Source organism: Glaciihabitans sp. dw_435, from assembly GCF_018449675.1.
Classification (GTDB): Bacteria; Actinomycetota; Actinomycetes; order Actinomycetales; family Microbacteriaceae; genus Glaciihabitans.
In genome coordinates this window covers 98,763-113,993 of record NZ_JAAVUZ010000005.1, presented here as the reverse complement: position 1 = coordinate 113,993, position 15,231 = coordinate 98,763, and the positions used below count along the sequence as shown (strand labels likewise).

The window sequence follows — 15,231 nt, the reverse complement described above, 5'->3', positions numbered from 1 at the left end:
AGAGTGGGAGAGTCCTCCGCAGCTGTCCGGCTCCCGTACGAGTCGTTGACCGTGACTGCTTTGAACTCCCCCCTTTCGTCCCAGTGTCGTGGCGTTCTGCACCCCGAAAGGCTCCGCCGCATGACCTCTGTACCTGAAGATCCGCACCCCGAACGCAAGCGCCTGACGCGCAAGCCCAGCGACCGGGTGATGATCTCGACGCTCGCCTTCACCGGCCTGATCGCCGCGTTCATGCAGACCCTCGTGACCCCGATCGTGCCGCAGCTGCCCGCCCTGTTGAATACGACGTCGGCGGATGCCTCGTGGGTGTTGACATCCACGCTGCTGGCCGCCGCCATCACGACGCCGATCAGCGGACGCCTGGGCGACATGTACGGCAAGCGCCGCATCCTGTTGCTGCTCATTGGCCTCATGCTCGCCGGCTCTATCGTAGCCGCGCTCTCGAACACCGTTATCCCGATGATCGCCGGCCGCGTGCTGCAGGGCATCGGGCTCGGCGCCATCGCGATCGGTATCAGCATTCTGCGCGACATCATTCACCCGAAGAACCTCGGCGGCGCCATTGCGCTGGTGAGCGCGACGCTGGGTGTCGGTGGGGCCGTCGGCCTGCCCGTCTCGGCCGTCATCGCGCAGAACCTCGACTTTCATTTTCTGTTCTGGCTCGCGGCCCTGCTGACGGTCGTCGCATTCGTCGCGGTGCTGACCATCATCCCCGTGAGCACACTGCGCACCGGGGGCAGCTTCGACTACGTCGGCGCCGTGGGTTTTGCGATTGGCCTGGTGGGCCTGCTGCTCGCACTCTCGAAGGGTCACGAGTGGGGATGGACCTCGCCGGGAACCCTCGTGCTCGCCATCGGCGGTGTCGTGGTGCTGCTGATCTGGGGTTTCTTCGAGCTGCGCACCTCCAACCCGCTCGTTGACCTGAGGGTCGCTGCCCGCCGCCCGGTGCTGCTGACCAACCTCGCCTCGATCTGCGTCGGCTTCGGATTCTTCATCACCGCGGCAACCCTGCCGGTGCTGCTCGAGGCCCCGACCGTCACGGGAGTCGGACTCGGCGTTTCCCTCATCGTGGCGAGCCTCTGCCTGATGCCCAGCGGACTGGTGATGTTCTTCCTCTCCCCGACCGCCGCGAAGCTCTCGGCCACCCGAGGGCCCCGCACCAGCCTGATCCTCGGCAGCTCGATCATCTCTGTCGCCTACATCCTCGCGCTGTTCCTCGATCACGAGATCTGGCACATCGTGCTCATCGCCACCCTCGTGGGCTTCGGCGTGGGATTTGCCTACGCCGCCATGCCGACGCTCATCATGCGCGCAGTTCCCGCGTCAGAGACCGCGGCAGCCAACGGCCTGAACTCGGTCATGCGCACGCTCGGCTCCACCATCGCGGCGACGCTGGCCGGGGTCATCCTCGCGTCCAGTGTCACGAGCACGGGCGGAATCGTGATCCCCACCGGGGGCGCGTTCCACCTGATCTTCGTCCTGGGCGCCATCATCGGAGCCGCCGGCGCCGTGTTCGGGTTCTTCCTTCCGCGTCATGAGCCGCGGTACGAGACATCCAGCATCCCGACGCAGCCGGGCCAGTAAGCACGGCGGCCCTCGTTCGGCACTGTCGGACGAGGGCGCCCTACTCCCCGGGCACCGCGACCGGGTGGTGACCTGACCGGTCGGATGCGTCGTCCGCGAGAGCCACGAGAGCCGCGAGAGCCGCGAGCCGATGACGCTGCTCGATCGAGCGACCCCACGCCGTGCCGGCGAGGATCAGGGCGATACCGCAGAACCCCGCGGCGGTGACGCTGTCATGGGCAATGGCTACCCCGATGACAGCTGCCCAGATGGGCTCGGTTCCGAGCAGCAGGCTGACCCTCGACGGCGACGTGCGTCGCACCGCCCAGGTCTGCACGAAGAACGCGAACACCGTACAGACCAGCACGAGGTAGAGAAAGAGCGTCCCGCGCCCCGGGTCGAGACGCGACAGAAAGTGCGGGATTGAGTCGCCGGAAACAGTGGATGCCACGGAGAATAGTGCCGCGCAGGTGGCCAGCTGCACCGTGGTGAGGTGCAGCGAGTCCATCGGCTTACCGGCCGTCAGCCTGTGCATCGTGGTGACATGGACGGCGCGAATGACGGCCGCGACGAGCACGAGCAGATCGCCGAGACCGGGCGGACGGAGGGCGCCGTTGCCCGCGAGCAGGGCCACTCCGATCACCGCGATCAGCGCGGCGACAAAGAATCGGCCCGGCAGCCGACGACCGGAGACGACGGAGTCGAGGATCGGCGTGAACACGATGGTCAGGCTGATGATGAGCCCGGCGTTGGTCGCGGAGGTGTGCGCGATGCCGAACGTTTCGAACGCGAAGACTGCGGCCAGCAGGGTTCCCAGCACTACACCGACCCGCAGCTCGGCGGCGGTCACGCGGTTACGGCGAGCGCCCACGATCGCGCCCATGACCACCGCGGCGAGCACCATGCGGACGGCAAGGAGCGCGACCCCGGAATTCGGGGTCACCAGCTCCTTGGCAACGAGGTAGGTCGACCCCCACGACGCGGCGACAAGAAGCAGAAGGATATCGACGCGGAATCTGGTCAGGAGTGTGGTCACTCCCCCATCGTCGGGCGTGCTCGGCATTTAGACAAGACAGCAGTTTTGTGACGCATGGTTTAGTTTGAACTTATGGAACAGGGTCAGCTTCGCGCGTTGAGGGAGTTGGGCGATCGGGGCAGCATTGCCGCCGTCGCCGCGGCTCTGCACGTCACGCCGTCATCGGTCTCCCAGCAGATCAGCGCCCTGCAACGCCAGTCGCCCGCGCCGTTGACGTTCAAGAGCGGACGCCGCACCGCCCTCACCGACGCCGGGCGGGCTCTCGCCGCAGCAGCCATCGACGTCGAGGTGGCGCTCGAGCGCGCGGGCCAGGCGGTGGCGAGTTTTCAGGGCGACCTCTCCGGCGCCGTATCGGTCGCGGCCTTCCACAGCGCAGGTCTCGCGCTCTTCGGCCCACTGATCGCCGCAACAGCCGGGCGCGACCAGCCGCAGGTGCGACTGACCGACTTCGACGTGGCCCAGGAGGCGTTCCCGTCCCTCACGCCCGATCACGACCTCGTCCTCGCGCATCGCCTGGTCGGCAGCCCGCCGTGGCCGACGTCCGTGCGCGTCGAACCGCTGCTGTTCGAGCCCCTGGATATCGCCGTCCGCCGCGACCATCCCCTGGCGGCGCAATCCTCGGTCGAACCGGCCGACCTTCGCGATGCGGAGTGGGTGGCGGTGCACGAGGGATTCCCGCTCGAGCAAGCCATCACCGTGATTGCCGGCATCGGTGGCAGCGAGGCCCGGATCATCCACCGGATCAATGACTTCGCCCTCGCCGCCGCCGTCATCTCCGCGAGCGGCAGTGTTGCCCTGATGCCGCGGTACACGACCGACTTGCGCGACCACCCGGAGCTGGTGCTCCGCCCGCTCTCGTCGCCCGGCCTCGGTCGTTACATCGACTGCCTTGCCCGACCCGAAACACTCGAGCGCGCCACCGTCGCGACCGTCCTGTCACACATCAGGGCCATCGCGACCGGCCTCATCCACGACCGGCCCGCCGCCTAGTCAGAGCGCTCCAGGCCCGCCACCACAGTGCACTCCAAGCCTGGCGTCAGCAGCGCGCTGAGGCCCCGCCCTTTTCGCCAGATGAGGAAGTTCTGCGCAATTGCACTCAGCTGCGGACTCTGGGTCACGTTGTCGCTCAGTAGTCCTCTTCTGGAAGAAGCGGCGAGCGGATGCCCCGACAGCGACTATGCGTCGGGCGTCGTGGTGATCGCGGCCGTGTTGCTGGCGATCTGCTCGTGATGGTGGATGACCTCGGCGACGATGAATCCGAGGAACTTCTCCGCGAACGCGGGGTCGAGGTGCGACTCCTCCGCCAGGCTGCGCAGGCGCTGGATCTGCACGCGCTCGCGCTCGGGGTCCGACGCCGGAAGCCCGCCGGCAGCCTTGAGCCTGCCGACGCGCTGGGTGAACTTGAACCGCTCCGCGAGCAGGTGCACGAGGGCGGCGTCAATGTTGTCGATGCTCTGACGAATGTCGAGAAGCTCGTCGATCAGTTCGTTGTCCTGCGCTCCGAGCGCGCCGTCGGTCAAATCCATGGTTCGAATCTACCGGGTACGGAAGTGCACCGGCTGGTCGCCGAAGGGCTCAAGTCGCGCGAGAAGACCAGCGCGCACGCGGGGCCAGTCCTCGTCGATGATCGAGAACACCGCGCTGTCGCGCCACGAGCCATCCGCCCTCGGCCTGTCCCGCCGCACGATGCCCTCGAAGGTCGCGCCGATACCAGCGATGGCCGCCCGCGACCGCTCGTTGATCACGTCGGCCTGGATCTTCACGCGCCCGAACCCCGACTCGAACGCGTGGGTGAGCATCAGCAGCTTGGCCTCCGCGTTCACCTGGGTGCCCCACACCCGCGGATCGTAGGCGGTCCAGCCGACGTGGGTGTGCTCGAACGCGAGCTCGAAATCACCCAGCGTCGAGGTGCCCACCAGCTGACCGTCGTGTGGCCCGCCGGACACCCGCACGCCGTACACGTTGCTGACGTCCCACGCGAAGTACCCGAGCGCCCACTCCACGAAGTCATCCACGTTGTCGCGGTATCCGGCACTGCCGCCGCCGAACCCACCCGCGAACACGATCGGATGCCCAATGGCCGCGTACAGTTCGGGCAACTCCTCCCGGTGCAGTGGGGACAGGCGGATGAACCGCCCCTCGAGATCACCGTAGACAGGTCGAATTGCGCTCATGTGACCATGATGCCAGCGAACACGAAAGTGGCGGATGCCGAGACATCCGCCACTCTCATCTCTCTATGCAGTTACTTGACGACCACCCGCGCGCTCGATTTCGCGGCGGGGATATAGTTCGTCTTCGTTCCCGTCACGACCAGGGTGATGGACTTGCCCTTGTCCTTCGTCGTGAGCTTGTAGCGGGCGCCGGTTGCCCCGGCGATCGATGCGCCGTTGCGCTTCCACTGGTAGTGGTAGCTGACCCCGGCGGACGGCGTCCAGCGCGTGACGACCGCGTTGAGAGTGCGGCCCACCTTCGCCACTCCGGCGATCTTCGGAGCCGGCGTTGCGGTGAACAGCTGCAGCACCTGTACGCCGGCGCTGGTGCGCGCCTGCGTGAGGTAGCCCTCCTTCGATCCGGTGACGGTGACACGGATGACCTGACCGATGTCTTCCGGTGTCGTGCGATACATCGACACCGTCTGCTTCGGGATGGCGACTCCGTTGCGCGTCCACTGGTAGGTGAGCGTCGCGCCGGAGGGCTTCCACGTGCCGGGATGCGCCGTCAGGATGGCCCCGACGTTGTGGGAACCGGTGAGGGTCGGAATCGGGATCACCTCGAACAGCCGCGTGATCACCACGGCCTCACTGGTCTTCACCAGCGGCTCGGAACCGGCCAGCGTGCCGGTCACCTGCACCGTGATCGCCGTACCGCCATCCGCCGTCACGGGCATGTAGCGGTTGCTCGTCGCCTTCGCGATCGGGCTGCCGTTCCGCATCCACTGGTAGGAGAGCGTTACCCCTGCGGGCGTCCACTCACCGGCGACGGCGGTGAGCGTGCGGCCCACCTGCGTGACTCCGGCGATCACCGGAGTGGTTCCGGTGATCACGGGAGCCGGGGCGACGGGCGCGATCGTTAGGGGCACGCGCACCGTGGTGTTCGACTCCTTGGCGACAATCACGAGGGTCGCCGACTCCGGAAGCCCGGTGGGCACCACGAACGAGACGGTCGAGGCTCCCGCCGTGACAACCGAGGTCGTCGGGGCGGCGGTGCTTCCCTCGAAGCTCGCCGTGACCAGCGTGTTGGCCGGGCTTCCGAGCGACGTCAGGTCGAGCTTCGACAACTTCACCGAGGCGAGACTTCCCGGCACGAGTGCGGCGGTCGGGACATCCGTCACCTGAACTCCCCGACGATCGAACGACGGGCTGATCGGGCTCTTGGCGGTGATGTAGCTGATCCACGCGTCACGGTCGATGAGACCCGAGTCGCGCGTGTTCGTGCCGTTCGCGAACTCCCGGAAGTTGTCGCCACCCTGCAGGAGGAAGCTGAACGACCCCACCCGGTAGGTCTTGGCCGGGTCGATCGGCTTGCCGTCGACCGAGATGCTCGTGATGTGGCTGTCCTGCGGCTTTGTCGCGTCGTAGGTGTAGGTCACGTTCTTGGAGAGGCCCAGGTTGAGGAACGGACGCGACGGCACCGTGCCGTCGGCGTTTGTCTGCCACTGCTGCTCGAGCACCTTCTTGAACTGGGCGCCCGTGAGCGTCGTGGTCCACAGGTTGTTCACGAACGGCAGCACCGCGTTGGCCTCGGCATAGGTGACCACGCCATCGCCCTCGCCGACCGAGGATCCCTTGTAGGTGAGGTCTGCACGCAGACCACCCGGGTTGACGACGCCGATTTCGGCGCTGCCCAGGGCCTCAGAGCTGAGGGTCGAGACGAGCGAGTCGGCAACGAGATTTCCGAGGGATGACTCGGCGCCACGATCCTCGGACACCGCCGTCGCGCTGGTTGATGCCCGCGTGATGTCCTTCGTGATTGAGCCAACCGGCTTGTTGCCGATAATCGCCGCCGCGGCCAGGGCCGCCTTGGTGATCGTGTCGACCTGGGCGACCCGCGGATAGTCGGCGATGAGCGCATCGTCGGCCGTGGTGAGGCGCGCCACGTTCTTCGCGGTGTACTTCGTCACGTCCTTCGTGGCGGTGTCGACCGTGAGGACGATTTGGCCAATGTTCTCGCCGTAGTTACCGGTCTGCAGCACCGGGCGAGTGACGCCCGCCGCGGCTCCCGGAACCTGGGCGTCCCACGCGTACTGCTTGTGCGTGTGCCCGGTGAAGATGGCGTCAACATCGGCGGAGGTCTTGGTAACGATGTTTGTGAAGGCGTTGTTGAGAGCGAGTTCCTGCTCCAGCGTTGCCTTCTCCGGCGTGCCGGCGCTCGCACCCTCGTGGTACTCGGCGATGAAGACGTCCGCGAGGTTCGCGGCCTTCAGCTGCGTCACCACTCGGTTGACCGCGACGACGGGGTCACCGAAGTCGAGGGTCGCGATTCCACCGGGCGACACCAGGGACGGAGTCTCCTGCGTCACCGCCCCAATGACCGCAACGCGGACGCCCTTGACCGTGAAGATGTCGTACTCGTCGAGCGCCGGTTCTGTGGTGCCCTTCTTGTAGACGTTCGCCCCGAGGTAGCTCCAGTCGGCGTTGTCCTCGACGCGACCGGTGAGGTCATCGAGGCCCTGATCGAACTCGTGGTTGCCGACGGCAGACGCCTTCAGCCCCAGGGTGTTCAGCACGTCGATCGTCGGTTCGTCCTGCTGTGAGGATGAGGCGAAGACGGATGCCCCGATATTGTCGCCATCCGAGAGGAAGAGGGTGTTGTTCTCCCCTCCGGCCCGCTTCAGGCTCTCGATGGTTCCCGCGAACTTGACGGTGTTCTCGTCGATGCGTCCGTGGAAGTCATTGATGTTGAGCAGGTTGAGGTCGACGGTTGCCGGGGTTCCAAACTCCAGACCCACCAAAATCGGGTCGTGGTCGGACGAGCGGTACGCGTCGGCCTTGTAGAGGTCAAGCGCGTTGTAGTTGTACCGGCTGTACTCGAGCGCGATCGACTCGACGGAGTTGATGTTCCAGACGTCGACGTCGTGCACGTTGCCGGCGGCTCCGGCCGACGCGAAGATGTGGTCGAGAGATCCGACCGCACCGTCGAAGGCGTAGGTCTGCTTGCCCGTCTGGCTGCCGAGGTCGACGTAACCGGCGGCGGTGAGCACGTCGATCGGGTCTTCCTTGAGGTAGGCGTTGAAGTCGCCGCCGAGCAGCACGCGGTCGGTGCCGCGCTCCGCCTTGAGGGTGTCGGCGAACTTCACGAGCGCCTTGGCCTGGTTGACGCGGGAGAGGTTGGAAGCACCCTGGCCGTCGCCCTTGTCCGCGTCATCCCCCTCGCCCGACCCCTTCGACTTGAAGTGGTTGACGATCGCGAGGAACGTGGAGTCCGCGGTGCCCGTTGCCAGCTCGAATTCCTGGGCGAGCGGGGCGCGCGCGTTGACGAAGGCAGGGTCATCGAGGATGACCGAGGCACCGACGGTCTTTACCACGGCGGGCTTGTAAATGTACGCCGTGCGAATCACGTCTTCCTGTGCCGCCGGGAGCGTCGCCGGGGAGGCCACGTAGTTCCACGTTCCCTCACCCGCCGCCGCGTTGAGGGCATCGACGAGAGCCGCGAGGGCGGTGTCGCGCGGCTTGCCGAAGCGGGCCGAGTTCTCGATCTCTTCGAGGGAGACGACGTCGGCGCCGAGACCGTTGATCGCGGCGACGATCTTGGCCTGCTGGCGCGCGAGGCTCGTCGCGTTGGCAGCACCACGGGCATCGCAGCCCGTGTTGACGGTGATCGGGTTGCCCGCGCGGTCGGTGTAGTAGCTGCACCCGGTGAGGGTGTCGCCGGTGGTGGTGAAGTAGTTCAGCACGTTGAACGAGGCGAGGGTGACGTCGCCGCCCACGTCGTCGGGCTTGGCGGTGCGAGTGTTGGCGAAGGTGGCGGGCTGCACCGTCGCCGCATTGGCGGTGGTGAGCTGCTGCGTGGGCTGGAAGGTCCAGCCGGAGAAGCGGTAGTCGAGAATCACGGGCTTCGTGAACGTGACCGCGGCGCCGATACGAACCGGGTTGGTGGTCGACAGGTACGGAAGCGGGGTGCCCTTGTTGGCGGTCGAGTTGAAGTTGAGCGAGGAGCCGTCGTCGAGCGTGATGACGCGGGCGACGTTGGCCGCCGCGAGCGCGATGGCCGCGCTACCCGGTTCGACCACTGCCGTGGGGGTGTTGAGCGGGCGCGTTCCGGGGTTGAGGACGATCGAGCCGTAGTAGTTGGTGTCGTAGTTGTCAGTGATGGTGAACGCCGACGTCGGCTTCACCACCATGCTCTCGAGGCTCTCGCGCTGCGCGGCGGCGAGCGGAATCTCCGTCGAGACGGGGGTGACTGCTGCGGCGGTGTCGGTGAGAACCTTCAGTCCGCCGGCGGCCACCGACAGCTCGGTCAATCCCTGGTACTCGCTGACGGCGCCCGTGACCTCGACGTAGTCGCCGATCGTGGCAGCGCCAACGGTGGCGGACGAGAAGACGAACAGTCCGTCAGAGGCGGTGTGCGTCGTCAGGTTGACGGCACCACCGGTGCCGGGCGTCTGGATCGTGTAGCCACTGAAGCCGCCGGTGGGGTAGCTCGCGGTGACGATACCGCGCGTGACCACCGTCGTTCCGGCGAGCGGACTCGTGTCGGTCGTGCCCTGGATGGCGGCGATGGTCACGGTCGGTGCGGCCGTCGGGGTGCTCGTGGGCGTCGCCGACGGGGTCGGGGTGCTCGACGGCGTGACTGTCGGAGTCGGGCTTTCCGTCGGCGTGGCAGTGCCGGTCGGCGTTGCTGTCGGCGTGGACGTTGGAGGAGCGTCGGATGCCGCGTTCTGCGGTGTCGGCGCAACGGCGGTGAAATCCGCGGAGTTGTCGTCGGTGTCGGTGCCCGAGGTTCGGGCGTACGACAAGGTCACCGAACCGCCGGTGACGGCCTTGGTCTCGTAGGTGTTGGAGGTGCCCCAGCCAACCTCATCAAGGATGGCGGGGTCGGTCACCACGCCGCCGGCTGCGGGAGCGGTAAGCGGAGCGATCTGGTTGGCGAGGAAGAGCGTGCCCCCAGCGCCGCCAGCGGCGAGGGTGGTGGCGAGATCGGGAGTCGGGAGCGTCGAGCCTGTGGCTCCGGTACCGGACACGAGGAAGTGCCCCTTGGGCGCGATCGACCCGCTCAACTTGAAGGTTGACGTGGGGTTCACGATTCCCGCGGCGGGGCGGTACTGCAGCGACATCGACTCGAGGCTGATGGCGGCATCTGTCGGGTTGTAGAGCTCAACGAAACGCGAGTACGTGGTGCCGCCGGTTCCGCCGTACGGGTGAATTTCATTGATGACCACGCCGGTGCCGGCGGTATTGGCCTGGGCCGGCAGCATGCCGAGTGGAGCGATTGCCAGCGCCACCCCCAAGATGCCGGCGAGGCCGGCCTTCGATCGTGTCCGCTGCGAATTGCTCATCAAATAGCCCCTAGGTGTCTGAAATGGTGATCCTTCTCATCCCAGCGCGCGTACGTTGCGGTTCGGCATCGGGATGGTGAACATAAGGAAACCATACGTTCCACCCCCTTCCGGGGTACATTGTGAAAACGGGGGCGTCAGCGCAGAACTGCATGCCACGATGGGGGCGTGACCAAATCCTCAAGTTTCGAACTCGCCGCCTCCGGACTCGTCGCGCTCGTCGAGCGCATCCCCGCGGAGGCGTGGGCGAAGCCGGGACTGGGAGTATGGACGGTCCGGGACCTCGTGGGACACACCTCACGGGCCATCACGACCGTCAACACCTACCTGTCGGCGATCGTCGTGGATCCCGGCGCATACGCCGAAGCGCTGGCCCACCCGCCCGTCGTGGAGGAACCGACGGTGACGTCTGCGGCCGCGTATTACCCGGCGATATTCACCGCGTACACCGACAACGATGCGGTGGCGCAGCGGGGATTCGAGGCCGGCGCAGCGCTCGGTGATGACCCGGCCGCGACGATTCAGCGCGAACTCGACCGCACCGCGATGGCCCTGCGTTTACACGCCGATAACCCCGTCGTTACCGTGGGGGCAGTCACCATCCCCCTCGACGAGTATCTGCGCACCCGCACCTTCGAGCTGGTGGTGCACAGCATCGACATCGCGCGGGCCGCGGGCGTCGACGCGTCGATCCCCGATTCGTTGCTCGTCGAAATGACTCAGCTCGCCGCCGAGGTCGCCGTGCTGCGCGGCGCCGGTCCGGACCTGTTGCTCGCCCTGACCGGCCGCGGTCCGCTTCCGGCAGACTTTACGATTCTCTAGCCGAGAAGGTCGTGGCGCACGACGATCTCGTCGCGTCCGGGACCAACACCGATCGCGGAGATCCGTGCACCGCTCATCGCCTCGATGGCAAGCACGTACTCTTGCGCGTTCTTCGGCAGATCCTCGAACGTGCGCGCGCCGGTGATGTCTTCCGACCAGCCCGGGAAATCTTCGTAGATCGGGATCGCGTGGTGGAAGTCCGACTGCGACACCGGCACCTCCTCGACCCGCACGCCGTCGACGTCGTACGCGACGCAGACAGGGATCTTCTCGAGACCGGAGAGCACGTCGAGCTTGGTCATCACGAAGTCGGTGACACCGTTGATGCGCGCCGAGTAGCGCGCGATCGGTGCGTCATACCAACCGGTGCGCCGCGGGCGACCCGTTGTGGTGCCGTACTCGTGGCCCTGGGCGCGCAGGTACTCGCCCCACTCGTCATCGAGCTCGGTCGGGAAGGGGCCGGCGCCGACGCGCGTGGTGTACGCCTTAACGATGCCGATGACGCGCTCGATGCGGTTGGGCCCGATGCCGGAACCGGTCGATGCTCCGCCCGACGTCGAGTTGGACGAGGTGACGAACGGGTAGGTTCCGTGGTCGACGTCGAGCATGGTGGCCTGCCCACCCTCAAACAGCACGGTCTTGCCGGCGTCGAGTGCCTGGTTGAGCAGCAGGCCGGTGTCGGTGACCATCGGGCGCAGGCGCTCGGCGTAGCTGGTGAGGTCATCGACGATCTCATCGACGGTGATGGCACGACGGTTGTACAGCTTGACCAGCAGCTGATTCTTCGAGTGCAGGGCACCCTCGACCTTCTGGCGGAGGATGTTCTCGTCGAAGATGTCCTGGATGCGGATGCCCACGCGGTTGATCTTGTCCGCGTACGAGGGTCCGATGCCGCGACCGGTTGTACCGATCTGGCGCTTGCCGAGGAAGCGCTCCGTCACCTTGTCGAGGGTGCGGTGGTACTGGGTGATGACGTGGGCGTTCGCGCTGACGACGAGCTTCGAGACATCCACCCCGCGCGCAATCAACGCGTCGAGTTCTTCGAAGAGAACCTCGATGTCGATGACGACGCCGTTGGCGATGACGGGGATGACTCCGTCGGTCAGAATGCCGGACGGCAGCAGGTGCAGCGCGTACTTCTCGTCGCCGATGACGACCGTGTGACCGGCGTTGTTACCGCCGTTGAACTTGACGACGTAGTCGATGCGGCTTCCGAGCAGGTCGGTTGCCTTGCCCTTACCCTCGTCGCCCCATTGGGCGCCGATGATGACAATTGCAGGCACGGGGGATCCTCTCGATAAAACGGGATTACACCCCATTCTATTGCTCAGTGTGACCCCGACCACACGGACGGGCGCCTGTGCTAAGCGCGATCCGCCCGGCGAGATGCCCCAATCTCACGTGGTGAGCCTCAGAACGTCATGTTCTCGTCTTCGATGATGCGGTCGACCGTGGGGTCGGCATCGCGCAGGAACGCGTCGAGGCGTTCAACCTCGGACTCCTCGCCGATCGCGTCGGCCGCGCGACGCAACGCGTAGAGGGCACGCAGCACTCCGCGGTTGGGTTCGTGCGACCACGGCACGGGGCCCTGGCCCTTCCAACCGCCCTTGCGCAGGGCGTCGAGACCCCGGTGGTACCCGACCCGCGCGAAGGCGTAGGACTCGAGCGTCTTGCCCTTCGACCACGCGTCATCCGCCAGCAGCGCCCAGGCGAGCGAGGACGTCGGATGTCCGATAACGACGTCGGATGCATCGAGCTCCGGGTTCGCGATCGAGGCGAGCACCTCGGGCTCCGCGGGAAGACGGGTTTCTGGCATGCCGAGCAGGTTCGTGGTCATGCAGCAACGCTACCCGCAGGGGCAGGATCAGCGTCGCGGGAACGCGTGCTGCAGGATCCAGTTGTGCATGGCGACCGCGGCGGCGGCAGAGGCGTTCATGCTGCGGGTCGACCCGAACTGGCTGATCTCGACGATGACGTCGGCCGCGGCGATGGCCTCTTCCGACAGGCCTGGCCCCTCCTGGCCGAACAGCAGCACGCACCGCTCGGGAAAGTCGTACGTCTCGATGATCACGCTGCCGGGAACGTTGTCGATCGCGATGATCGGCAGCCCCTCGCTCTTCGCCCACGCGGCAAAGTCGGCGACGGTGGGGTGGTTCATCACGTGCTGGTAGCGATCGGTCACCATTGCGCCGCGCTTGTTCCAGCGGCGGCGTCCGATGATGTGCACGGTGTCCGCTGCGAACGCGTTGGCGGTGCGCACGATAGACCCGATGTTCATGTCGTGCTGCCAGTTCTCGATGGCAACCGAGAACGGATGGCGATGCTCGTCGAGGTCGGCGACGATCGCGTCCATCGACCAGTAGCGGTACCGGTCGATCACGTTGCGGGTGTCACCGCGCGCCAGCAGGTCGGGGTCGTAGCGGGCGTCGGTGGGTAACTCCCCCGGCCACGGTCCGACGCCGTAGGTGGAGAGTTCGTGTGTGCTGTCGCCGGGACGAGGGGCGGATGACCCGGGGTCGCCCGGCTCGTCGGCGGCAGCCGTCCCGGGCGCGGTGTCATTCGGCAGGTCAGTCACGCAGTCGACGCTAGCTCACCGGCGGGGTGGCTGCGGTGCAGGGTCATCCACCAACACTGTTAATCTGGGGACCATGACTGAGCTGGGCTGGGCGCCCGACGGACCCAACCTGCTCGTCGAGGCGAACAACCTCGACGCGCTCGCGCAGCTGCCGGACGAATCGTTCCGCCTCATCTACATCGACCCGCCGTTCAACACCGGGCGCGTGCAGAGCCGCCAGGCAATGACGACGAAACGCTCGGCGGAGGGCACCCGCAAGGGCTTCAAGGGCAACACCTACGAGTCGGTCAAGGGACTCCTCTACTCGTATGACGATGCGTTCGCCGACTACTGGGAGTTTCTGGAGCCGCGGCTCGAAGAGGCCTGGCGCCTGCTCGACGACGCCGGCACCCTCTACCTGCACCTCGACTACCGCGAGGTTCACTACGCCAAGGTCGTGCTCGACGCGTTGTTCGGCCGCGAGAACTTTCTCAACGAGATCATCTGGGCCTACGACTACGGCGCCAAGTCGCAGAGCCGCTGGCCCGCCAAGCACGACACGATCCTCGTCTATGTGAAGAATCCCACCGGGTACTACTTCAACAACGAGGAGGTCGACCGCGAGCCCTACATGGCTCCCGGACTGGTCACCCCCGAGAAGGTCGCCCGGGGCAAGCTGCCTACCGACGTCTGGTGGCACACCATCGTTTCCCCCACGGGCCGCGAGAAGACCGGGTACGCCACACAGAAGCCCGAGGGCATTTTGCGGCGCATCATTCAGGCATCGAGCGCAGCGGATGACTGGGTGCTCGACTTCTTCGCCGGCAGCGGCACCACCGGCGCTGTCGCCGGCAGCCTCGGCAGGCGCTTCGTCGTCATCGACCAGAATCCCGACGCAATCTCGGTCATGACGCGACGGTTGGGTGAGCAGGTGCGCTCGGTACTATTGCCGCATGAGTAAACGCGGCGAAATCGAATGCTGGCTTACCGACATGGACGGGGTGCTCGTCCACGAAAACCACCCGGTTCCCGGAGCGGCCGAACTTCTGCAGCAGTGGCGCGACGAGGGCAAGCCGTACCTCGTGCTCACGAACAACTCGATCTTCACCCCGCGTGACCTGAGCGCGCGTCTGCGTGCGTCGGGCCTCGAGGTTCCCGAGGAGTCCATCTGGACCTCGGCCCTCGCCACCGCCGACTTCCTCAAGTCACAGATGCCCGGCGGCAGCGCCTTCGTCATCGGAGAAGCGGGCCTGACCACGGCCCTGCACGAGGCGGGCTTCATCATGACCGAGAGCAACCCCGACTACGTGGTGGTGGGGGAAACCCGCAATTACTCGTTCGAGGCGATCACGAAGGCCATTCGCCTGATCGGCAGCGGCGCCCGCTTCATCGCGACGAACCCCGACGCCACCGGCCCGAGCGCCGACGGCCCGATGCCCGCCACCGGCGCCATCGCCGCCCTGATCACCAAGGCCACCGGCAAGGAGCCCTACATCGTGGGCAAGCCGAACCCGATGATGTTCCGCTCGGCGATGAACAAGATCGGCGCACACTCTGAGAACACCGGCATGATCGGTGACCGCATGGACACCGACATCATCGCCGGCATCGAGGCCGGCCTGCACACAGTGCTCGTGCTCACCGGCATCAGCGACCAGGCAGAACTGGAGCGCTACCCATTCCGGCCCGACGAGGTGCTCAACTCGGTCGCCGACCTGCTCGAGACCGAGCCCGTCGAGTCCGAGCTGTAGCCCCCAC

General features: G+C 66.4%; 12 protein-coding genes. 5 read left to right on the top strand and 7 right to left on the bottom strand.

All coding sequences use genetic code 11. From position 1 onward, the window contains the following. Nucleotides 1-120 precede the first annotated feature (120 nt). Nucleotides 121-1,584 carry an MFS transporter gene (locus tag HB677_RS09080; protein WP_213815377.1) on the top strand — a complete coding sequence of 488 codons (1,464 nt, stop codon included), beginning with the start codon at nucleotides 121-123 and terminating at the stop codon, nucleotides 1,582-1,584. A gap of 40 nt (nucleotides 1,585-1,624) precedes the next feature. Here HB677_RS09080 and HB677_RS09075 read toward each other — a convergent pair whose 3' ends face one another. Next, nucleotides 1,625-2,599 (bottom strand): DMT family transporter, encoded by a 975-nt coding sequence (locus HB677_RS09075; protein ID WP_213815376.1) that lies wholly within the window; start codon nucleotides 2,597-2,599, stop codon nucleotides 1,625-1,627. Between the two features lie 72 nt (nucleotides 2,600-2,671). Between HB677_RS09075 and HB677_RS09070 the strand changes: the two genes are divergently transcribed. After that, entirely contained in the window at nucleotides 2,672-3,589 is a 918-nt protein-coding gene (locus HB677_RS09070; RefSeq protein ID WP_213815375.1) for a LysR family transcriptional regulator, read from the top strand. 185 nt (nucleotides 3,590-3,774) lie between these two features. On the opposite strand, the gene HB677_RS09065 is transcribed toward HB677_RS09070, so the two are convergent. The 3 genes from HB677_RS09065 to HB677_RS09055 form a co-directional block, all read right to left on the bottom strand. Beyond that, the gene (locus tag HB677_RS09065; protein WP_213815374.1) at nucleotides 3,775-4,125 is read right to left on the bottom strand and encodes a chorismate mutase; all 351 of its coding nucleotides are present in this window, start codon (nucleotides 4,123-4,125) and stop codon (nucleotides 3,775-3,777) included. Between the two features lie 9 nt (nucleotides 4,126-4,134). Beyond that, entirely contained in the window at nucleotides 4,135-4,773 is a 639-nt protein-coding gene (locus tag HB677_RS09060) for a GNAT family N-acetyltransferase (RefSeq protein ID WP_213815373.1), read from the bottom strand. A gap of 71 nt (nucleotides 4,774-4,844) precedes the next feature. Further along, nucleotides 4,845-10,097, bottom strand: coding sequence for an ExeM/NucH family extracellular endonuclease (locus tag HB677_RS09055; RefSeq protein ID WP_213815372.1), 5,253 nt, complete (start codon nucleotides 10,095-10,097; stop codon nucleotides 4,845-4,847). A 168-nt stretch (nucleotides 10,098-10,265) separates the two neighbouring features. Here HB677_RS09055 and HB677_RS09050 point away from each other — a divergent pair, with 168 nt between their 5' ends. After that, nucleotides 10,266-10,919 (top strand): maleylpyruvate isomerase N-terminal domain-containing protein, encoded by a 654-nt coding sequence (locus tag HB677_RS09050; RefSeq protein WP_213815371.1) that lies wholly within the window; start codon nucleotides 10,266-10,268, stop codon nucleotides 10,917-10,919. Here the strand turns inward: HB677_RS09050 and HB677_RS09045 are convergent. The 3 genes from HB677_RS09045 to HB677_RS09035 all read right to left on the bottom strand — a co-directional run bounded on the left by HB677_RS09045 (nucleotide 10,916) and on the right by HB677_RS09035 (nucleotide 13,494). Continuing rightward, nucleotides 10,916-12,202, bottom strand: a complete 1,287-nt coding sequence (locus HB677_RS09045; protein WP_213815370.1) for an adenylosuccinate synthase — start codon at nucleotides 12,200-12,202, stop codon at nucleotides 10,916-10,918. The two genes, HB677_RS09050 and HB677_RS09045, sit on opposite strands and share 4 nt — an antisense overlap. Before the next feature lie 128 nt (nucleotides 12,203-12,330). Next, entirely contained in the window at nucleotides 12,331-12,756 is a 426-nt protein-coding gene (locus tag HB677_RS09040) for a DUF3151 domain-containing protein (protein WP_213815369.1), read from the bottom strand. Between the two features lie 27 nt (nucleotides 12,757-12,783). Further along, nucleotides 12,784-13,494, bottom strand: a complete 711-nt coding sequence (locus tag HB677_RS09035; RefSeq protein ID WP_213815368.1) for a TrmH family RNA methyltransferase — start codon at nucleotides 13,492-13,494, stop codon at nucleotides 12,784-12,786. A gap of 73 nt (nucleotides 13,495-13,567) precedes the next feature. Between HB677_RS09035 and HB677_RS09030 the strand changes: the two genes are divergently transcribed. Then, nucleotides 13,568-14,434: a site-specific DNA-methyltransferase gene (locus HB677_RS09030; protein WP_213815367.1), complete on the top strand. Its 867-nt coding sequence runs from the start codon at nucleotides 13,568-13,570 to the stop codon at nucleotides 14,432-14,434. After that, nucleotides 14,427-15,224, top strand: coding sequence for an HAD-IIA family hydrolase (locus HB677_RS09025; RefSeq protein ID WP_213815366.1), 798 nt, complete (start codon nucleotides 14,427-14,429; stop codon nucleotides 15,222-15,224). Before HB677_RS09030 ends, HB677_RS09025 begins: the two co-directional genes overlap by 8 nt. Nucleotides 15,225-15,231 lie beyond the last annotated feature (7 nt).